The 19,105-nt window shown below is 73.5% G+C and carries 22 protein-coding genes; 14 read left to right on the forward strand and 8 right to left on the reverse strand.

Features of this window, described 5'->3' with window-relative positions:
• Positions 1 to 4: 4 nt before the first annotated feature.
• Both H1226_RS19885 and H1226_RS19890 read right to left on the reverse strand, forming a co-directional pair.
• On the reverse strand, positions 5 to 1,126 hold the full coding sequence (locus H1226_RS19885; protein WP_224955455.1) for a baeRF2 domain-containing protein: 1,122 nt from the start codon (positions 1,124 to 1,126) through the stop codon (positions 5 to 7).
• A gap of 25 nt (positions 1,127 to 1,151) precedes the next feature.
• Positions 1,152 to 1,724: a type 1 glutamine amidotransferase domain-containing protein gene (locus H1226_RS19890; protein WP_258342046.1), complete on the reverse strand. Its 573-nt coding sequence runs from the start codon at positions 1,722 to 1,724 to the stop codon at positions 1,152 to 1,154.
• A 157-nt stretch (positions 1,725 to 1,881) separates the two neighbouring features.
• Here H1226_RS19890 and H1226_RS19895 point away from each other — a divergent pair, with 157 nt between their 5' ends.
• Positions 1,882 to 2,340 (forward strand): peroxiredoxin, encoded by a 459-nt coding sequence (locus H1226_RS19895; protein WP_224977552.1) that lies wholly within the window; start codon positions 1,882 to 1,884, stop codon positions 2,338 to 2,340.
• Between the two features lie 226 nt (positions 2,341 to 2,566).
• Here the strand turns inward: H1226_RS19895 and H1226_RS19900 are convergent, their stop codons facing one another.
• The 3 genes from H1226_RS19900 to H1226_RS19910 are packed head-to-tail and all read right to left on the reverse strand — an operon-like array spanning position 2,567 to position 6,175.
• A complete protein-coding gene (locus tag H1226_RS19900) occupies positions 2,567 to 3,568 on the reverse strand; it encodes a sugar ABC transporter substrate-binding protein (protein ID WP_258342047.1) in 1,002 nt (333 codons plus the stop codon).
• 25 nt (positions 3,569 to 3,593) lie between these two features.
• A complete protein-coding gene (locus H1226_RS19905) occupies positions 3,594 to 4,643 on the reverse strand; it encodes an ABC transporter permease (protein WP_224955451.1) in 1,050 nt (349 codons plus the stop codon).
• Positions 4,640 to 6,175, reverse strand: coding sequence for a sugar ABC transporter ATP-binding protein (locus H1226_RS19910; RefSeq protein WP_258342048.1), 1,536 nt, complete (start codon positions 6,173 to 6,175; stop codon positions 4,640 to 4,642). Before H1226_RS19910 ends, H1226_RS19905 begins: the two co-directional genes overlap by 4 nt.
• Before the next feature lie 210 nt (positions 6,176 to 6,385).
• Here H1226_RS19910 and H1226_RS19915 point away from each other — a divergent pair, with 210 nt between their 5' ends.
• A complete protein-coding gene (locus H1226_RS19915) occupies positions 6,386 to 7,993 on the forward strand; it encodes a serine/threonine-protein kinase (RefSeq protein WP_258342049.1) in 1,608 nt (535 codons plus the stop codon).
• A gap of 30 nt (positions 7,994 to 8,023) precedes the next feature.
• On the opposite strand, the gene H1226_RS19920 is transcribed toward H1226_RS19915, so the two are convergent.
• Positions 8,024 to 9,064 (reverse strand): lactonase family protein, encoded by a 1,041-nt coding sequence (locus H1226_RS19920; RefSeq protein WP_258342050.1) that lies wholly within the window; start codon positions 9,062 to 9,064, stop codon positions 8,024 to 8,026.
• Between the two features lie 275 nt (positions 9,065 to 9,339).
• On the opposite strand from H1226_RS19920, the gene rocD reads away from it, so the two are divergent.
• Positions 9,340 to 10,581: an ornithine--oxo-acid transaminase gene (gene rocD / locus H1226_RS19925; RefSeq protein ID WP_258342051.1), complete on the forward strand. Its 1,242-nt coding sequence runs from the start codon at positions 9,340 to 9,342 to the stop codon at positions 10,579 to 10,581.
• 4 nt (positions 10,582 to 10,585) lie between these two features.
• Here rocD and zapE read toward each other — a convergent pair whose 3' ends face one another.
• The gene (gene zapE / locus H1226_RS19930) at positions 10,586 to 11,614 is read right to left on the reverse strand and encodes a cell division protein ZapE (RefSeq protein WP_258342052.1); all 1,029 of its coding nucleotides are present in this window, start codon (positions 11,612 to 11,614) and stop codon (positions 10,586 to 10,588) included.
• Between the two features lie 167 nt (positions 11,615 to 11,781).
• On the opposite strand from zapE, the gene H1226_RS19935 reads away from it, so the two are divergent.
• The 11 genes from H1226_RS19935 (at position 11,782) to H1226_RS19985 (ending at position 18,094) form a co-directional block, all read left to right on the forward strand.
• A complete protein-coding gene (locus tag H1226_RS19935; RefSeq protein ID WP_258342053.1) occupies positions 11,782 to 12,504 on the forward strand; it encodes a pyrimidine reductase family protein in 723 nt (240 codons plus the stop codon).
• A complete protein-coding gene (locus H1226_RS19940) occupies positions 12,501 to 13,070 on the forward strand; it encodes an RNA polymerase sigma factor (protein ID WP_224955444.1) in 570 nt (189 codons plus the stop codon). The genes H1226_RS19935 and H1226_RS19940 overlap by 4 nt, the downstream gene beginning before the upstream one ends.
• Complete coding sequence (locus H1226_RS19945; RefSeq protein WP_258342054.1) at positions 13,063 to 13,632, forward strand: hypothetical protein; 570 nt, start codon at positions 13,063 to 13,065, stop codon at positions 13,630 to 13,632. Before H1226_RS19940 ends, H1226_RS19945 begins: the two co-directional genes overlap by 8 nt.
• 137 nt (positions 13,633 to 13,769) lie before the next feature.
• The gene (locus H1226_RS19950; RefSeq protein ID WP_224955442.1) at positions 13,770 to 14,297 is read left to right on the forward strand and encodes an Asp23/Gls24 family envelope stress response protein; all 528 of its coding nucleotides are present in this window, start codon (positions 13,770 to 13,772) and stop codon (positions 14,295 to 14,297) included.
• Positions 14,298 to 14,371: 74 nt separating this feature from the next.
• Positions 14,372 to 14,740, forward strand: coding sequence for a hypothetical protein (locus H1226_RS19955; RefSeq protein WP_258342055.1), 369 nt, complete (start codon positions 14,372 to 14,374; stop codon positions 14,738 to 14,740).
• Positions 14,737 to 15,039 carry a hypothetical protein gene (locus tag H1226_RS19960; protein WP_224955440.1) on the forward strand — a complete coding sequence of 101 codons (303 nt, stop codon included), beginning with the start codon at positions 14,737 to 14,739 and terminating at the stop codon, positions 15,037 to 15,039. The genes H1226_RS19955 and H1226_RS19960 overlap by 4 nt, the downstream gene beginning before the upstream one ends.
• Before the next feature lie 50 nt (positions 15,040 to 15,089).
• The gene (locus H1226_RS19965; protein ID WP_224955439.1) at positions 15,090 to 15,269 is read left to right on the forward strand and encodes a hypothetical protein; all 180 of its coding nucleotides are present in this window, start codon (positions 15,090 to 15,092) and stop codon (positions 15,267 to 15,269) included.
• Positions 15,266 to 15,670 (forward strand): Asp23/Gls24 family envelope stress response protein, encoded by a 405-nt coding sequence (locus tag H1226_RS19970; RefSeq protein ID WP_224955438.1) that lies wholly within the window; start codon positions 15,266 to 15,268, stop codon positions 15,668 to 15,670. The genes H1226_RS19965 and H1226_RS19970 overlap by 4 nt, the downstream gene beginning before the upstream one ends.
• 4 nt (positions 15,671 to 15,674) lie before the next feature.
• A complete protein-coding gene (locus tag H1226_RS19975; protein ID WP_224966447.1) occupies positions 15,675 to 16,208 on the forward strand; it encodes a DUF6286 domain-containing protein in 534 nt (177 codons plus the stop codon).
• On the forward strand, positions 16,208 to 16,873 hold the full coding sequence (amaP, locus tag H1226_RS19980) for an alkaline shock response membrane anchor protein AmaP (protein WP_258342056.1): 666 nt from the start codon (positions 16,208 to 16,210) through the stop codon (positions 16,871 to 16,873). Before H1226_RS19975 ends, amaP begins: the two co-directional genes overlap by 1 nt.
• Before the next feature lie 114 nt (positions 16,874 to 16,987).
• On the forward strand, positions 16,988 to 18,094 hold the full coding sequence (locus H1226_RS19985) for an ATP-dependent DNA ligase (protein WP_258342057.1): 1,107 nt from the start codon (positions 16,988 to 16,990) through the stop codon (positions 18,092 to 18,094).
• An 86-nt stretch (positions 18,095 to 18,180) separates the two neighbouring features.
• Here H1226_RS19985 and H1226_RS19990 read toward each other — a convergent pair whose 3' ends face one another.
• Positions 18,181 to 19,083 (reverse strand): EamA family transporter, encoded by a 903-nt coding sequence (locus tag H1226_RS19990; RefSeq protein WP_224955434.1) that lies wholly within the window; start codon positions 19,081 to 19,083, stop codon positions 18,181 to 18,183.
• Between the last annotated feature and the right edge of the window lie 22 nt (positions 19,084 to 19,105).

The raw sequence follows: 19,105 nt of genomic DNA on the forward strand, positions 1-19,105 counted from the left end.
CCTCTCACGCGTCGGTGTAGCGCAGCACCGCGCCGATGCCGTCGGTCAGCTTCACCTCGTCCGGATCGACCAGCACCAGGTCCGCATCGGTGCCCGCCGCCGACCACACGACCGCCGCGCTGGCGGGCGCACTGCCCGGGCTGGACACGCCCATGTCGGTGAGTTCCCGCGCGTCCAGCGCCACCTGGTTCGGCACCGGGCCGACGTGCAGCCAGGACGGCGACTCCGGGGAACCCCACAGCACCGTGCGCACCTGGCCGCGTTGCAGGGCGGCGAGCACCGCGCTCCACCCCTCCGCGGCGCGCTCGTCGCGGCCGCGCTGCTGCTCGAATTCGCGGACCGCCTCGTCCACGTGCGCCGACACGGCGGCCGCCACCGTGTCCTCGACCTCGTCGCGGAGCCCTTCCGCGGAGGCGCCCCGGTCCAGGTGGCCCGCGTCGGTCTGCACGGTGCGCTCCCGGACGCCGCCGGGCAGGTTCTGGTGCACCAGCGTCCGCTGCTGCGGATCACCGGCGAGCACGACCAGTTCGGCGCCGATCCGCATGGCCTGCTTGCCGATCTCCTCGGCCGCCTCCTTGGCGTTGCGCAGCCACTGCTCCTCGACCCGGTTCTGGAAGCGCTGCTCGTTGAGCTCGTCGGCGCCGGGCGGGGACTTGTGCACCGGGTGGTCGCCGCCCTGCACCCGCCGGGTGCGCGGTTCGGCACCGGCCGCGACCACGGTCAGCTCCGCGTCGACGTGGTCGACCAGCGCCACCACGTGCGGGATCCGCGACGCCCGCAACCGCAGGTACGGCAGCAGGTGCGGCAACGTCCCGAAGTGCACCTTCTCGTCGTCGGAGGCGTCCTCCGGCGGCGTCGGCAGCTCCTCGCCGAACACCACCTCGCCCGCGGTCGCCACCAGCACCTGGCCGCGGCGGCCGATCCGGTACTCGTGCCGGTCCACGGTCTCGTCCAAGGCGCGCAACGTCGCCTCGTCCGCCCCCGCGTCCGCCAGCTGCTCCCGGGCCGAACGCCACCGCAGCTGCACCGCCTTCGCGGCGTCCTCGGCGTCCGCCGAGGTGTCCAGGTACACCGTCGCGAACGGGCCCTGGTACCCGTAGACGTCTTGCAGGAACGCGAGTTTCATCGACTCCTCCGCTCTGCCACCCCGATCACGCGCTGCGCGCCTGGGCGCGGTGCTTCCCCTCGGCGACCTCTTCGACGACCTTCGCGCAGAACGCGGGGAGGTCGTTCGGGTTCCGGCTCGTCACCAGCCCCGAGTCCACGACGACTTCCTCGTCCACCCACTCGGCGCCCGCGTTGCGCAGGTCCGTGCGCAGGCTCGGGTAGGACGTGAGCCTGCGGCCGCGCACCACGTCCGCCTCGGCCAGCAGCCACGGGGCGTGGCAGATCGCGGCGACCGGCTTCTGCCTCGCGAAGAACTCGCCGGCGAAGCGCACCGCGTTCGGCACCTGCCGCAGCGCGTCCGGGTTCGCCACGCCACCCGGCAGCACCAGGCCGTCGTAGTCGTCCGGCGACACCTCCGTGACGACCTTGTCCACGGTGAACGTGTCGGCCTTCTCCAGGTGGTCGCGCCCCTGCACCGAACCGGGCTGGATGGACACCAGCTCCGGCCGGCCGCCCGCCTGCTCGACGGCCTTCCACGGTTCGGTCAGCTCCACCTGCTCGATGCCGTCCGGGGCCACCAGGAAGGCGACCTTGGCACCGTTCAGTTTCGCGGTCATCGTGCACACCTCCTGCAGATCGTCGCGGCGGGCCGGTTCGCGCCTCGCCGCTCAGCCGTGCCGTACCCGGCGCGCGGAGGCGGCAAACGGACAGGTCTGCCGCGGCGGCGTGCCGGGGCTTAAGGTGATTTCGCCGGCCACGATCAAGGAGCCCCCGATGCGTCCAGGCGACACCGTCGACGACTTCGCACTGCCCGACCAGCACGGCACCGAGCGCAAGCTCTCGGAACTCCTCGACGGCGGGACCGTGGTCCTGTTCTTCTACCCGGCGGCGATGACCTCCGGGTGCACGGCGGAGAGCTGCCACTTCCGCGACCTGTCCGCGGAGTTCGCCGAACTCGGCGCGCACCCCGTCGGCATCAGCACCGACCCGGTCGCCAAGCAGGCCACCTTCGCGCGGACGAACTCCTTCGAGTACCCGCTGCTGTCCGACCGGGAAGGCGTCGTGGCGCGGCAGTTCGGGGTGAAGCGCCGGTTCGGTCCGCTGCCGGTGAAGCGGCACACCTTCGTGATCGGGCCGGACCGCACCGTGCTGGAGGTGGTGCGCAGCGAGTTCAACATGGCCTCGCACGCCGACACCGCGCTCGCCTTCCTCCGCGAGCACCGCAGCGCCTGACCCGAGCGGACAGCACCCGCCCCACGCGAGTCCCGTCCCCTCCTGTCAGCGGCGAAGCCGATGAGCGGCGACCCAGCACGCAGCTCGACCACCCGCGGGTTCTCAGCGTTCTCCTCGCGAGGACAGCGTTTTCTCCTGTGGCGGAGCCACCGGTGAAAACGATCCCGCAGCGAGGAGAACGCTGAGGTTCCGCCACCCGAGCCCCGAGCAACGGGTGGGGGATTCCTCAGCGAGGCGGGTCTGCGCAGGACGGGTTGAGGAGCTTCTGGATCTCCGGGGTGCCCAGGTTCTCCTTCGTCACCACCGACGAGCCGGTGTTCGTCTCCGGCGCGCCGCGCTGCTCGCCGCGGATCTGCTCGATCGCCGAGTTCACCGACGCGAAGCCCATCTTGAACGGGTTCTGCGCGATCAGGCCGGTGATCACGCCGTCGCGCAGCGACTCGATCTGCCCCTCCGAGGTGTCCCACCCGATGATCTTGATCTGACCCTGCTTGCCCGCCTGCCGCACCGCCTCCGCGGCGCCCAGCACGCTCGGCTCGTTGCCCGCGTAGATCCCGTTCAGGCCCGGGTTCGCCGTCAGGATGTCCTGGGTGACCTGCAACGCCGTGTTGTAGTCGCTGTTCGAGGACTGCCGCGCCACCAGCCGCAGCCCCGGGTTCTTCGCCAGCCCGCGCTCGAAGCCCTCCGCGCGCGTCTCGTTCGTGCTGGTGCCGGGCAGGAACTCGATGAACGCCACCTCGCCGCGGCCGCCCAGCTGGTCCGCCAGCAGCTGGGTGCCCTCCTCGGCGGCCGCCACGTTGTCGGTGGCGAACACCGGCACCTCCGGCGGCTGCGGGCTGGTGCCCGAGTCCATGTTCACCACCGTGGTGCCCTGCTCCCGCGCGGACTTCGTGACCTCCGCCAGCGCCTTCGCGTCGGTCGCCGCGAACACCAGGCCCTGCACGCCCTGCGCCAGCGAGTCCTGCAGCAGGCTCTGCTGCCCGCTCACGTCGTCCTCCGAGGTGACGCCGTCCCAGTGCACGTTGACGTTCGGGTGCTTGGTGGCCGCGCACTCGGCGCCGACCCGCACCTGCTCCCAGAAGTCGAAGCCGATCGCCTTCGGGATCACCGCCAACCGGATCGTGCCGCCCTGCTGCGCGTTCGTCCCCGTGGGCCTGCGGATCTCCAGGCCGCACGCCGAGGACAGCAGCAGCACCGCCAGGCACACCAGCGGAAGGACCTTCTTCATCGCAGCGAACTCCCTCGTCCCCGGATCACGCGTCGCCGGCGAGCTTGCGGCGCTGGTAGAAGTCCCACCACACCGCCAGCCAGATGATCACGCCGATGAGCACGTTCTGGTAGAAGGTGCCGATGTTGAGCTGCACCGCCCCGTTGCGGATCACCGCCACCAGGAACGCGCCGATCAGCGACCCGAGCACCGTGCCGCGCCCGCCGAACAGGCTCGCCCCGCCGATCACCACCGCCGCGATCACGTCCAGCTCCAGGCCCTCGCCGAAGTTCGGCTGCCCCGAGTTGATCCGCGAGGCCGCGATCATGCCGCCCAGCCCGGCCAGGCTGCCCGCCACCACGTACACCCACGTGGTGTGCTTGCGCACCGGCACGCCCGACAGCCGCGCGGCCTCCATGTTCGAGCCCATCACGTACGCGTAGCGGCCCAGGCGCGTCCGCGTCAGCACCAGGTGCCCGGCCACCGCGACCAGCACGATCAGCAGCACCGGCACCGGGATCGGCCCCAGCACCCCCTGCCCGAGCAGCCGGAACGACTCCGGCGCGCCGAACACGGCCACCGCGCCCGTCGCGATCAGCACCAGTCCGCGCGCCACGCTCAGCATCCCCAGCGTCGCGATGAACGGCGGCAGCCCCACCGTCGACACCAGCAGCCCGTTGACCAGGCCCGCCGCCGCGCCCACCAGGATGCCGCCGAGGATGCCCAGCAGCGGGTGGAACCCGAAGTCCGCCATCAGCATCACGCCCAGCACCCCGGACAACGCCGCCACCGAGCCGACCGACAGGTCGATGCCGCCCGTGATGATCACCAGCGTGACGCCGACCGCCATCACCGCGTTCACCGAGGTCTGCGAGCCCAGGTTGAACAGGTTGTCCGCGGTCAGGAACGACGGTGCCACGATCGACAGCGCCACGAACACCACGATCAGCGCGCCGGCGGCCGCGACCTGCGACACCGCGCCCTGCATCCGGTCGGTCAGCCCGCCCAGCAGCCCGGGCCGGCCCGCGGCGGCCTCCACCGCGGTCGCGCCGCCGTCCTGCGGGGCCCCTTCGTCCTTGCCCGGCTGCTCGCTCACTGGCCCTCCTTCGCTCCGGTCGCGAGCGCGACGATCCGTTCCTCGGAGAAGTCCGCGCGCTCGACCTCACCCGTGATCCGGCCCTCGCGCAGCACGAGGATCCGATCGCACATGTTCAGCAGCTCCGGCAGGTAGCTGGAGATCAGCACGATCGCCTTGCCCTGCGCGGCCAGCGAATCCAGCTGGCTGAACATCTCCGACTTCGCGCCCACGTCCATGCCGCGGCCCGGCTCGTCGAAGAACAGCACCTCCGCTTCGGTCTGCAACCAGCGCGCCAGCACCACCTTCTGCTGGTTGCCGCCGGAGAGCGCCTGCACCGGCCTGCCGACCCACGGCACCCGGATCCGCAGCCGGTCGCGCTCCCGCTCGGCGATGCGCCGCTCGGCGCCCAGGTCGATCAGGCCGGAGGCCATCGGCAGCTTCGCCAGCGTGATGTTCTTGTCCACGCCCAGCTGCAGCGCCAGCCCGTCGGCCTTGCGGCTCTCGGTGAGGTAGCCGATGCCCGCGGCGATCGCGTCCGCCGGGCCGCGGATCTTCAGCTTCGCCCCGTCCAGCGACACCTCGCCCGCGTCGGGCGGTTCGGCGCCGAACACCGAGCGGGCCAGTTCGGTGCGGCCCGCGCCGACCAGCCCGGCCATGCCGACGATCTCCCCGGCCCGCACCTCGAAGCTCGCGTCCCGCACCGCGTCGCCGCGGCTGAGCCCGCGCACCCGCAACCGCACGTCGCCGGGGGTGCTGTAGGTGCGCGGGTACAGGTTCTGCACGTCGCGGCCCACCATCAGCGTCACCAGCCGCGACTCGTCGAGCTCGGCGACCGGCCGGGTGGCGACGACGGCGCCGTCGCGCAGCACCGTGACCCGGTCGCCGATCTCGAAGATCTCGTCCAGCCGGTGCGAGATGTAGAGCACGCCGATGCCCTGCGCGGTGAGCTCGCGGACGATGCCGAACAGCTCCGCGGTCTCCCGCTCGGTCAGGGTGGCGGTCGGCTCGTCGAGGATGAGCACCTTCGCGTCCACGGCGAGCGCCTTCGCCAGCTCCACCCGCTGCTGCTCGGCGGTGGACAGGCGGCCGACGCGGCGCCCCGGGTCGACGTCCAGGCCCACCCGGGCGAGCAGGTCGCGGGCCGCCCGGCGCTCCGCGGCGCGCGAGATGAGGCCGCCGCTGCCGGGTTCGTGCCCGATGAACAGGTTCTCCGCCACCGACAGGTCCGGGGCGAGGGCGAATTCCTGGTGCACCATCGAGATGCCCAGCCGCCGCGCCGACGCGGGCCCCTGGTAGCTCACCCGGCGGCCGTCGACCTCGATGCGGCCGGAGCTCGGCGGCTCCACCTGCGCGACGAGCTTCATCAACGTCGACTTGCCCGCGCCGTTCTCGCCGGCCAGCACGTGGACCTCACCGGCCAGCACTTCCAAGTCCACATCGGACACCGCGACGACCCCGGGAAATCGTTTGCCCACCCCGGAAAGCCGGACCACCGCCGGTGCTTGCACCGATCCCGCATCATCCGAACCGGACTGCAAGGATTGCGACACGCCGCCTCCTCGATCACCATCGATCGCCCGCCGCAGCGGTGCGCCGGAGCATACTCACAACATCACGAGCCCGAAAGGCTCGCAGCGAAGCCGAGTAACCGATTACCGATCGTTGCACGCGAACGGCCGCGGCGGCATCCGCGAACGACGCAACCACCACCTCCGTAAGCTCGGGGATGGCACCGCAGCAATCCAAGAGGGGGACGAGACGTGCAGCCGCTGCTGGCCGGCGAACCGAACAGGGTCGGGGACTACCGGCTGCTCGCCAGGATCGGCGGCGGCGCGATGGGCGCCGTGTACCTGGCCCGGTCCCGCGGCGGCCGCGGCGTCGCGATCAAGATCGTCCGCCCCGAACTCGCCGACGACGGCGAGTTCCGCGAGCGGTTCCGCCGCGAAGTCGAGATGGCCCGCTCCGTCGGCGGCTTCTGGACCGCCACCGTCATCGACGCCGACACCGAAGCCGACCAGCCGTGGCTGGCCACCGAGTACGTGCCCGGCCCCACCCTGCACCGGGCCGTCGCCGACCACGGACCGCTGCCCGAGCAGACCGTGCGCTCCCTCGCCGCCGGGCTCGCCGAAGCGCTCGGCGCCATCCACCGCGCCGGACTCGTGCACCGCGACCTCAAACCCGGCAACGTGCTGCTCGGTCCGGACGGCCCGCGGGTCATCGACTTCGGCATCTCCCGCGCCATGAGCAGCAGCGCGCTCACCGCCACCGGCATCTTCCTCGGCACCCCCGGCTTCTTCTCCCCCGAGCAGACCGTCGGCACCGACGTCGGACCGCCCAGCGACGTGTTCTCCCTCGGCGCGGTGCTCATGTTCGCCGCCACCGGCGCCGGACCGTTCGGCAACGAGAACACCGCCGCCATGCTGTACCGGGTCGTGCACAACGAACCGGACCTCGACGCGCTGCCTCCCGGGCTGCGGCCGCTCATCGGCGGCTGCCTCGCCAAGGACCCCGCCGCGCGGCCCACCCCCGGGCAGCTGCTCGACCAGGTCGGCGAGGCCTCCCCGCAGAACGACAGCTGGCTGCCCGCCGAGATCACCGCCGTCATCACCGAGCACACCTCGCAGCTCAAGCAGGCCTCCGAAGCACCATCGGCCCCGCCCGCCGCACCGCCCCGGCCCACCCGGCAGCGCGGTGGCGGCGACTGGTCCGCGGCCCCCGCCGCACCGGCGAAACCGATCATCCCGGCCCGGCCGAAGCCGACCGCGCAGCAGCCCGAAGCGGGCCGGGGCACCGCCGCCCCCGCGCGCATCGCGCCGTCCCGGCCCGCCGTGCCGGTCGACCGGGTGCGCGCCGACGGGCCGGGGCCGGTGTTCACCACCGGCGGGCGGCTCGGCGCGCTCGTCTCCGCCGCCCTCATGTTCGGGCTGATCCACCTGGTGCTGCGGATCGGCCCGACCGCGGACGACGAGCTGTGGGCGCTGACCAGCTTCGGCATGCTGCTGCTGACCATCAGCGGGGCGTTGTCCCTGGCCAAGGCGCTGCTGCCCGGACTGCGGCTCAAGGTCAACGCCGAAGGGCTGCGGATCTCCCGCTCCCCGCTGCTGACCCGCGAGATCCCGTGGAGCCACGTCAGCCGCGTCGCCGTCGTCGGCACCGGCAAGGGCCAGTCGGTCACCGTGTGGACGCGCCCCGGCAGCCCCGCCCTCCGCTGGCGGATCTGGAACCCGACCCGGCCGTACCACGGCGGCGTGCGCGTGTACCCGGTCGGCTCCGCGGGCGGGCCCCTCACCCGCAGGCAGGAAGGCCGCCGGATCCGGCAAGCCCTCCAGCAGTACGCCCGCGGCACCTACGACAACCGCATGGTCTGACCCGAGCGACCGGCCCGGTCCCCCGGCGGCTCAGGCGGGCAGGAGGCACACCGGCGACGGGGACGGCACGGGATCGCCGATCGGGGTGAGCGCGCCGTCCGCGGCGACCGCGAACGCCTGCACGGTGTCGCTGAGCTCCCCCGCCGCGTACAGCACGTCCCCGCGCGGGGACAGCGCGACGTGCCGCGGCCCGCGCACCCCCGCAGGCACCACGCCCAGCTGCGCGAACCCCTCGGCGGAGAACACCGCGATGCTGTCGTGCCCCCGGTTCGAGGCGAACACGAACCGCCCGTCCGGCGACACCACCACCTCCGCGGCCAGGCTCCGCCCGGTGAAGTCCGCGGGCAGCAGCGGCAGCACGAGACCCGGCCGCACCTCACCGGTCTTCGCGTCGAAGGTGAACTCGGTGATCGTCGAGGTCAGCTCTCCCACCAGGTAGCCGCGCTCGCCGTCCGGGTGGAACGCCAGGTGCCGCGGACCCGTCCCCGGCTCCCAGCCGACCTCGTGCTTGAGCACCAGGTGCCCGGTGTCCCCGTCGAACGCGTACACGTAGACCGAGTCGGTGCCCAGGTCGGCGGCCAGCGCGAAGCGGCCGTCCGGGGACGGCACGATCTGGTGCGCGTGCGGCCCCTCCTGCCGGTCCTTGTCCGGGCCCTGGCCGGAGTGGTCCACCACGTGGCACGCCTCCCGCAGCACCCCGCCCTCGCCGATCGGGTGCACGACGACGTTGCCGGACAGGTAGTTCGCCGTGAGCAGGAACCGTCCGCCGGGGTGCACGCTCAAGTGGCACGGCGCCGACCCGTGCGTGGGCTGCGAGTTGATCTCGGTGAGCCGGCCGTCCGGCCCCACCTGGAACGACACCACCCGGCCGCGCGCCACCTCGTTCACCGCGAACAACGTCCCGCCGTCCGGGGACAGCGCCAGGAACGACGGGTCGTAGGAGTCGGCGACGGTGTCGGTGCAGCGCAGCCGACCCGCGTCGTCGGCGAACGCGAGCCGGATCCCGTTCGCCGCCGACTCCGGGCCCGTGTAGGCCCCCAGGTACACCCGGTACTGCGCGTCCTCGGACATGAAGCGACCTCCACCCGACCTCGACCTGCACGGCGCGCGCCCGCCCGGCTCCGGGACCGACCTCCCGCCGGGCACGCCGAGTCACCGGTGGCGCACGCGCCGTTCATCCGAACCTCGCCGACGGTAGCGCGCGCGGCGGCCCGCGGACAGCCCCGGCCGTCCCGAGCCCGTGGAGGCGGAATGTTGCGCTCGAAGATCGGATCGCGCAACGATCCGCCGAAAGAAGCAACAGCTCGCGGCTGAAACGAAGGCGCGGGCCGCTTAGCCTGAGCAGCATGACCTCCGCTTCGACCGCGACGACGTGCCCGGCCGGGACCACCCGTTCCGCCGAATACCTGCGCCTGGACGAGACCTACAGCGCGCACAACTACCACCCGCTGCCGGTCGTGATCGCCGAAGCGGACGGGGCGTGGATGACCGATGTGGACGGTCGCCGCCACCTGGACTTCCTCGCCGGGTACTCGGCGCTGAACTTCGGGCACCGGCATCCGCGGCTGGTCGCCGCCGCCACCGAGCAGCTGGGCCGCGTCACGCTGACCAGCCGGGCGTTCCACCACGACCGGTTCGGCCCGTTCTGCCGCGAGCTGGCCGAGCTCACCGGCACCGAGCAGGTGCTGCTGATGAACTCCGGCGCCGAAGCCGTCGAATCCGCCATCAAGCTCGCCCGGAAGTGGGCCTACCAGGTCAAGGGGGTGCCCGCGGACCGCGCGGAGATCGTCGTCGCCGGGTCCAACTTCCACGGCCGCACCACCACGATCGTGTCGTTCTCCACCGACGACACCGCGCGCGCCGGGTTCGGGCCGTTCACGCCCGGGTTCACCATCACCCCCTACGGCGACGCGGACGCGGTCGCGGCGGCGATCACCGAGCGCACCGCGGCGGTGCTCGTCGAACCGGTGCAGGGCGAGGCGGGCGTCGTGGTGCCGCCAGCCGGCTACCTGCGCAGGCTGCGGGAGCTGTGCGACGAGCACGGGGTGCTGCTCGTCGCCGACGAGATCCAGTCCGGCCTGGCCCGCACCGGCGAACTGCTGGCCTGCGACCACGACGGGGTGCGCGCCGACCTGTACGCGCTCGGCAAGGCGCTCGGCGGCGGCATCCTGCCGGTCTCCGCGGTCGTCGGCAGCCGCGAGGTGCTGGGCGTGCTGCGGCCCGGCGAGCACGGCTCCACGTTCGGCGGGAACCCGCTGGCCTGCGCCGTCGGGCTCGAAGTGGTGCGGATGCTGGCGACCGGCGAGTACCAGGCGCGGTCCCGGGAGCTCGGCGCGCACCTGCACGCGCGGCTCGGCGAGCTCGTCGGCCGCGGCGCCGCCGAGGTCCGCGGGCGCGGGCTGTGGGCCGGCGTGGAGCTCGCCCCCGGCGGGCCCACCGGCCGCCAGGTCAGCGAACGGCTCGCCGCGAACGGCGTGCTGTGCAAGGAGACCCAGGACACCACGCTGCGCGTCGCACCCCCGCTCACCATCACCCGCGAGGAGCTGGACCAGGGCATCGACGCCATCACCGACGTCCTCGCCCGCTGACCCGTCAGGACTTGACGGCGTCCCGGGACAGGGCGGTGAGGCGGGACAGGGCGCGGAGGTACTTCTTGCGGTAGCCGCCGCGGAGCATCTCCTCGGTGAACAGCTCCGAGAGCGGCGCCCCCGACACCCGCACCGGCACCGCCCGGTCGTAGAGCCGGTCGGCGAACGCCACCAGCCGCAGGCCCACGTTCTGGTTCGGCGCCGCGCGCAACCCGCGCAGGTGCACCGCGCTGACGTCCGCCACGAGCCGCCCGTACTTCGACGGGTGCACCGAGGCGAGGTGCTCGCACAGCGCGTCGAAGTCGTCGAGCGTGGCACCGGGCATCGACTCGGCCTCCGCGGTGAGCTCCGCGTCGTCCACCGGTTCCGGCGGGTCGGGCAGGCCGCGGTGCCGGTAGTCGGGGCCGTCCACCCGCAGCACCTCGAAGCGCTCCGACATCGCGTGGATCTCGCGCAGGAAGTCCACCGCGGCGAACCGGCCCTCGCCGAGCTTGCCGGGCAGCGTGTTCGACGTCGCCGCGATGTGCACGCCCGCGTCGGTGAGCTTCGCGATCAGCTGGGTGACCAGCATCGTGTCGCCCGGGTCGTCCAGCTCGAACTCGTCGATCGCCAGCAACCGGTGCTCGGAGAGCCTGCGCACCGTCTCGTTGAACCCGAGCGCGCCGACGAGGTTCGTCACCTCGACGAACGTGCCGTACGACTTCGGCCCGGGAACGGCGTGCCACAGCGAGGCCAGCAGGTGGGTCTTGCCGACGCCGAAGCCGCCGTCCAGGTACAGGCCGGGCTTGCCCGCCGGGGCGCGGCCGCCGCCGAACAGCGAACGCCACCACGAACCGCCGCTCCCGCCCGCGGCCGACGCCCGCTCGGCGAACGCGCGGCAGGACTCGACGGCGGCGGCCTGGCTCGGCTCGTCCGGGTTCGGCACGTAGGTCTCGAACCGGGCCTCGTCGAACCGCGGGGGCGGAGTCATCGCGTCGACCATGTCGGCCGGGCTGAGCTCGGGTCGGCGGTCGGTGAGGCGCGCGGCGGTCATGCGCCGACTCTATAACCGCTGTTCCCGCCGCAGCCGGTGGCAGTCATCACCCGCGGCGCCCGGGCGAACACCGGCCCTGCCCGCGCGCACCGCGCGCGCCGTGCTGGGATGGACGGGTGCACAGGTTGTGGCCCTCAGACGGCGATCCTCCCGGTGCTGCGGCTCCGGTGGAGGTGACGCCGGAGATCGAAGCGTTCTACGACTTCCCCTCCGACCTGGCCCGTCCCTGGCTGCGCACGAACTTCGTGTCCAGCCTCGACGGGGCGGTGAGCGTGCGCGGCAGCTCCCGCGGCCTGTCCTCCCCCGCCGACCAGCTGGCGCTGGCGCTGATCCGCGACCTGTCCGACGTGGTCCTCGTCGGCGCGGGCACCGCGCTCACCGAGGGCTACCACGGGGTGCAGCGCCACGAGGTGGACGCGGACCGCCGCGCCCGGTTCGGGCTCTCCGAAGTACCGCCGATCGCGGTCGTCACCGCCCGCTGCTCGCTGGAGCCGGACTCGCCGCTGCTCACCGACACCGTGGTGCCGCCGATCGTGCTCACCTGCGCGTCGGCCCCGGAGGCGCGCCGGATCGCGCTGGCCGACGCGGGCGCCGACGTCGTGGTCGCCGGGGACCGCACCGTGGACCTGGCCGCCGCGCTCACCGAGCTCGCCGCGCGCGGGTTGCTGCGGATCGGCTGCGAAGGCGGACCGCACCTGTTCGGCGACCTGCTCGCCGCGGACCTCGTCGACGAGCTGTGCCTGACCGTCTCGCCGCTGCTGGCGGGGGGCGGGGCCGGGCGCATCGCCGCCGGACCCGGCCTCCCCGACCCGCACCGGATGCGGCTGCTGTCGGTGCTGCGGGCGGAGGAATCGCTGCTGCTGCTGCGGTACGGGAGACTTCGGGCGTGACCGGGCGGGGCGACAGCGACGCGGACCTGATGGCAGCCGCCCAGCGCGGCGACGGGGTGGCCTTCGACGAACTCGTCCGCAGGCACACCCGATCGATGTACCGGGTCGCGTACCGGATCCTCAACGACCAGGCCGAAGCCGAGGACGCCGTGCAGGACGCGTGGGTCTCGGCGTGGCGCTCGCTGGCCCGGTTCCGCGGCGAGTCCGCGCCCACCACCTGGCTGTACCGGGTGGTGACCAACGCGGCCCTCGGCCAGGTGCGGCGGCGCAAGAACACGGTGGCCCTGGACGTCAGCGACGACTCGATGGACCACCTCGTCTCCGATCACGACTCCGGCAACCCCGAGGGGCACGCGGTGCGCGCCGAGGAGGCTGACCTGGTGCACCGCGCCATCGCCACCCTGGAACCCTCCCAGCGAGTGCCGCTGGTGCTGCGCGAGTTCGAGGGGATGTCCTACGAAGAGATCGCAGAGGTGCTAGAGGTGAACGTCGCCGCGTTGCGATCGAGGCTGCACCGGGCGCGGCTGACCCTGCTGTCGAGGTTGAAGGAGATGCACCGTGGGTGAAGCTCCCCTCGACCCCGAGCACGCGCTGCCCTGCGGCCGCACCATCGGCGAACTCCTCGACCACCTCGCCGGGGAAGCGCCGGAGGACTTCGGCGCGCACGTGCGCACCTGCCCGCACTGCCGGGCCGCGCTCGCCGAGCTGGCGCCCACCGGCTGGGAACCGGTGCGCCGCGCCGCCGAACTCGCCGTCGAACCGCCGGAGGGACTGGTGTCCCGCGCGCTGCTCACGGTCCGCGGCGCCCGCGCCGCCGCAGGCGGCGAACCGGCCGAGGTCGCCCAGGAGTTCGGCACGCTGCGGATCTCCGCGCAGGCCACCCTGGTGCTGGCCCGCAGGCTCAGCGCGGAGCTGCTCGCCGACGTGCCGGAGGCGCGGCTGCTGTCCTGCACCGGCGACGTGCGCGAAGTGCGGGTGGACGTCGTGATCGGCTACGGCGTGCCTGCCCCTGCGCTGACCGCCCGGTTGCAGGATGATCTGGGGCGCGCGCTGCGGGAGCACCTCGGCGCGGCGGCCCCGTCGGTGTGGGTGCGGGTCGCCGATGTCGCGCCCCCGCAGGGCTCGTGATTAGCTCATTCATGTGACCTAGGTCGCAGTCCCGCGATGTTCCGGGATCACTCGCATCGGATCTTGCAGTCCCGGAGATCGCAGGCGACTGCGACGCCCAGGGCGACAACGAGATCTTCAGGGGAAGGAGCCCTTTCATGGCCCAGTCGAGTGGTACCTCCGCCCAGAGCACCGAGACCCAGAGCGGGTCCACGACCGGCGGCAAGGGCCTGAGCACCAGCGGCAGCGCCACCCCGGCCCGGCTCGCCGACGACACCTCGCAGGGCAAGACGACGATCGCCGCCTCCGTGGTGCAGAAGATCGCCGGCATCGCCGCCCGCGAGATCTCCGGCGTGCACGCCATGGGCGGCGGCGTCTCCCGCGCCTTCGGCGCCATCCGCGAGCGCATCCCCGGCGGCAGCGGCACCACGACCACGCAGGGCGTGACCGTCGAGGTCGGCGAGAAGCAGGCCGCGATCGACCTGGACATCGTCGTCGAGTACGGCGCCTCCATCGTCGAGCTGGCCCGCGCGGTGCGGCGCAACGTGATCAACGGTGTCGAGCGGATGACCGGCCTCGAGGTCATCGAGGTCAACATCTCCGTGAACGACATCCACCTGCCCTCCGAGGACGACGAGGACGGCGGCAACGGTGGCAGCACCCCCGCCTCCTCCCGCGTGGAGTGAGACGGCGCGTGGTCCCGGCTGCCCCGACCGGGGCCACGCGCTCCCATCCCGGCCCGCTCTCGAAGGACACCGACATGACCGAATCCGCGCCCGGTGACCACGGCCGGGACGATCCCGAAGTCGAGGAGCAGCTCGCCGACCGGGTCGCTCGGGCGGTGCTCACGCACCCGTCCGTCACCCGGTTGCACGGCGGCGCGTACGGCACCATCGCCGCCTACCTGCCCGGCAGGCAGGTCACCGGCGTCCGCGTCGGCGAGCCCGGCGAACCCGTCGAGGTCGGCGTGGTGCTGCGGCTGACCGAGCCGCTGCCGGGGATCGTGGCCGCGCTGCGCCAACGCGTGCTCGCCGTGACCGGCCCGGCGCCGGTCGACATCACCGTCGTCGACGTGATCACCTCGGACGAGGCCGATGCCCCCGGCCAGGACGAGGCGGCACCGCGATGACGGGCTCGCCGGACGACGACGCGCGGGTCCGCCTGCGCGCGTTCGTCCGCGCGCACCACCCCGATGTGGGCGGTGATCACGAGGCGTTCGTGGCGGGCCTCGCGGAACTGCGGGCCCGCCGCGACGCGGCCGACCGGAAACCCGCGCTCTCCCGTCCCGAACGCGGCGAACCCCGCAACCGGCCGCCGGACCGCTACGACGCACCGGTGGTCGTGGTCGCCGACCCGCGCGGACTCGGCGGCGTGCTGCGCCGGGTGCGGGCGTGGCGGCTGCGGAAGCGCCGCAGCCGGGTCCGGTGACCGTTCAACAGCCGACGCACGGTCTCCCAGTCAGGAAGGTTTCTCCCACGATGAACGCAACGCAGACCGGCCTGTTCGCCGGGCTCCTCCTCGGTGTCGCCGCCGCAGCCGGGGGCTTCACCGGTTTCCTCATCGCCCTGGTGATCGGCGCCATCGGCCTGATCGTCGGCCGCGTGCTGGACGGCGAGCTGGAGATCGGCGACTTCCTGGGCCGGGGCAAGGACCGATGAGCGCCCCCGCCACCGAGCGGGCCGAGGCCGCGACCGAACGGACCTCCGCGGCGGGCGACCCCGCCGAACGCGGCTCGCTGGACATCGACCGAGCGGTGCTGCGCAAGATCGCCGAACACGCCGCGGACTGCGTCTCCGGCACCACCCGCGCGCCGCGCCGCATCGTCGGCGTGGGCGTCGGCACCCAGGGTTCCAGCGCCCGGCTCACCGGCCCGGACCGCGAGCTGCGGGTCCGGCTCGACCTGGCGCTGCGCTACCCCGCCCCGGTGCGCGACGCGGTGCGCGAGGTGCGGGAACGCGTCCGCGAGGAGCTGTCCCGGCAGGCCGGTTGCCGGGTGACCGCGGTGGAGGTCACCGTGTCCGCCCTGGTGCCCGCCCCGAAACGAGACCGAGTGGAGTGAGCCCGTGCGTGCCCTAGTCCGTTTGATCACCGCCGCGGCCGGGTTGATCGCCCTCGCCGCCGGGGTCCTGCTGGTGGTGGAGGCCATCGGCGCCTGGGCGAACCCGGGCGGCCGCGGCGTGCTCGTGCCCTGGTCCGACGCCGGGTCCTCGATGCGCGACCTGAGCTGGCAGGACCTGCCGGTGCGCCTGGTGGCCGCCGCTGCCGTGCTCGTCGGGTTGATCCTGCTGCTGGCCGCGTCCCGCGCCGGGCGCAAGGAGGTGCGGCTGGCGGACCCCGCCCCCGAGGTCACCGTCACCACCGACCCGCGCTCGCTGGCCCGCCTGGTCGGCCACCAGGTCCGCGCCGAGGACGGGGTCGCCGCCGCCACCGTCACCGCCGACCGCCGGAAGGTGAAGGTGAAGGCCCGCGGCCGGTTCCGCAGCGTCGGCGACCTGCGCGACCGGGTGTCGAAGAAGGCCGCCGCCGCCGTCGAAGACCTGCCGTTGCAACGCCGGCCCCGGGTGTCGGTGTCGGTCTCCCCCGCGAAGGAGCGGTGATGTCGACCCAGGACACCACGACCCGCCCCGCCGAAGGCTCCGGGAACGGCTCCACCGCCCGCAAGGCGCCCGCGCGCCCGAGCCGCACCGCCGTCGGCCGGTCGCTCGGCTTCGAACGCTCGCTGCTCGGCGTGCTCGGGCTGGTGCTGCTGCTCGCCGGGGCGCTGGCGCTGGTCGTCGGCGCCGGTTGGCTCGGCCGGTTCCGCGCGCAGCGGCCCGTGCTGGACCCGCTGCTCACCCAGTGGGTCGGCGGCAACCGGCCGCTGGCCTGCGGCGTCGCGATCGTGGTGGGTGTCGTGCTGGCGCTGCTCGGGTTGTGGTGGCTGCTGCGCGCGCTGCGCCCCGAAGGCCGTCCCGACCTGCGGCTGCACGGGGACGCGGAGAGCTCGGCGACCATCACCTCGCACGCGCTGACCGAGGCGGTGCGCGCCGACGCGGAGAGCGTCACCGGCGTGACCCGCGCGCGGGTGCGGATGGCGGGCACCGACCAGCGGCCCAACGTGCGGCTCACCCTCGCGCTCCAGGAGGGCACGAACGTGCGGCACGTGTGGGAGGAGTTGGACGCGAAGGTCCTCGCCCGCGCCCGCCAGGCGCTCGACGTGGAGGCGTTGCCGACCGCCATCCGGCTCCAGCTGGACCGCGCCGCCCGGCAACGCGTCCGCTGAACCGACGACGTCGATGGCCCGTCCGCCCGTCCACCGGGTGGGCGGGCCATCGGCACGTCGGGCCCGCAGCGGCACCGAGCGACATACTCGGGCTCCGAGCTGCGGGAGGTCCAGGTGGCGTTGAGCGTGCAACCGCCGGTGAAGCCGATGCTGGCCGCCCCGGTGGACGGCATCCCGGACCGGCCGGGGCTCTGCTTCGAACCGAAGTGGGACGGCTTCCGCTGCCTGGTGTTCGCCGACCCGGGCGCCGCCGAACCGGTGGTGCTGCAGTCCCGCACCGGCAAACCGCTGAACCGCTACTTCCCCGAGGTGCTCGACGCCGCCGGACGGCTGCGCCGGCCCGCGGCGCTGGACGGCGAACTCGTGGTGGTCCGCGCGGACTCGGACGGGCAGCGGCTGGACTGGGACGCGCTGTCCGAACGCATCCACCCCGCCGCCAGCCGGGTGCGCGAGCTGGCCGAACGCACCCCGGCGCTGTTCATCGCGTTCGACCTGCTCGCCCTCGACGACGCGGACCTGCGCGGCGAACCGTTCACCGCGCGCAGGCGGCGGCTGGAAGAGCTCGGGGTGACCGGCCCCGGCCTGCGCACCACCCCGTTGACGACGGATCCGGCCACCGCCGCCGCATGGTTCCGGCTGTTCGAGGGCGCGGGCCTGGACGGCGTGATCGGCAAGGACGCCGACGGGCCCTACGCGCCGGGCAAGCGGACCATGCTCAAGATCAAGCACACGCGCACCGCGGACTGCGTGGTCGCCGGGCTGCGCTGGCACACCGGCACCGAGCCGGGCACCGCCGTCGGTTCGCTGCTGCTCGGCCTGCACGACGACCGGGACGTGCTGCACCACGTGGGCGTCGCCGGGGCGTTCTCCGCGGAACGGCGCCGCGAACTCGCGGCCGAGCTGGCGCCGCTGCGCACCGACGCGGAGCACCCGTGGCTCGGCGAGCACGTCGACGACGGGCGGCGGCTTCCCGGGTCGATCAACCGCTGGCGAAGCACGGTGCAGCCGTGGCAGCCGCTGCGTCCGGAACGGGTGGCCGAGGTCGCCTACGACCACACCGAAGGCGCCGTGCCCGCGCGGTTCCGGCACACCGCGCAGTTCGTGCGGTGGCGCCCGGATCGCGCGCCGGAGTCCTGCCGCTACGACCAGCTCGACGAGCCCGCGCGCTACGACTTGGACGCCGTCCTCCGCGGCGAAGCGGCTGATCATCGGCGACCGTGATCCACTCGCTATTAGCAGCCGATCTTGGGCCTGCCCGGCGTGAGATCCGCAGGTGAACGCGGTGCGGCAGCTGGACCGCGCCCGGTTCACGTGCTCCGGGTGGCACCGATCGAGGCGAGCACGACGCAACCGATCGCGACCCACTGCAGCACGCCCAGCGCCTCGTGCAGCACCAGCAAGCCCGCCAACGCGGCCACCGCCGGTTCCAGGCTCATCAGCACGCCGAACACGCGGGGCGGCATCCGCCGCAGCGCCTCGAGCTCCAGCGAGTACGGCACCACCGACGACATCAGCGCCACCACGAGCCCCGCCACCAGCACCGCCGGGGACAGCAGCTGCGCCCCCGCCCCGGAGATGCCGAACGGCAGCGCCACCAGCGCACCGACCGCCATGCCCAGCGCCAGCCCGGAGCCGCCGCTGGTGCGGCTGCCCAGCTTCGCACCGACCAGGATGTAGGAGGCCCACAGCACCGCCGCGGCGAGCGCGAACCCGACGCCCACCAGGTCCAGGCCACCGTCCACCCGGGACAGCAGCAGCACGCCGAGCCCGGCGAGCACCGCCCACAGCAGGTCCAGCTTCCGCTTCGACCCGAACACGGCCACGCCCAGCGGCCCCAGGAATTCGATGGTCACCGCCACGCCCAGCGGGATCCGGTCGATCGCCTGGTACAGGCAGATGTTCATCCCCGCCAGCACCGAGCCGTACCCGACGACCACGAGCAGCGTCGTGCGGTCCAGCCGCACCGACGGCCGCCACACGACCACCAGCACCAGCGCGGCGAACAGCAGCCGCAGCGTGACCACCCCGGACGCCCCGGCGAGCGCGAACAGCTGCTTGGCGAACGCGGCCCCGACCTGGAGGCTGATCACGCCCAGCAGCACCAGCACCGGCGGCGGGACGGCGCCGAACCCGCGGGCCAACGCCGGTTGCACCCCGGACCGGAGGGGCCGCCCGCGCGACGACGCACCGTCCATGTTGACCGCGACCACGCCTGCTCCTCCTGATCCCGGG

This window comes from Saccharopolyspora gregorii, assembly GCF_024734405.1.
Classification (GTDB): Bacteria; Actinomycetota; Actinomycetes; order Mycobacteriales; family Pseudonocardiaceae; genus Saccharopolyspora_C; species Saccharopolyspora_C gregorii.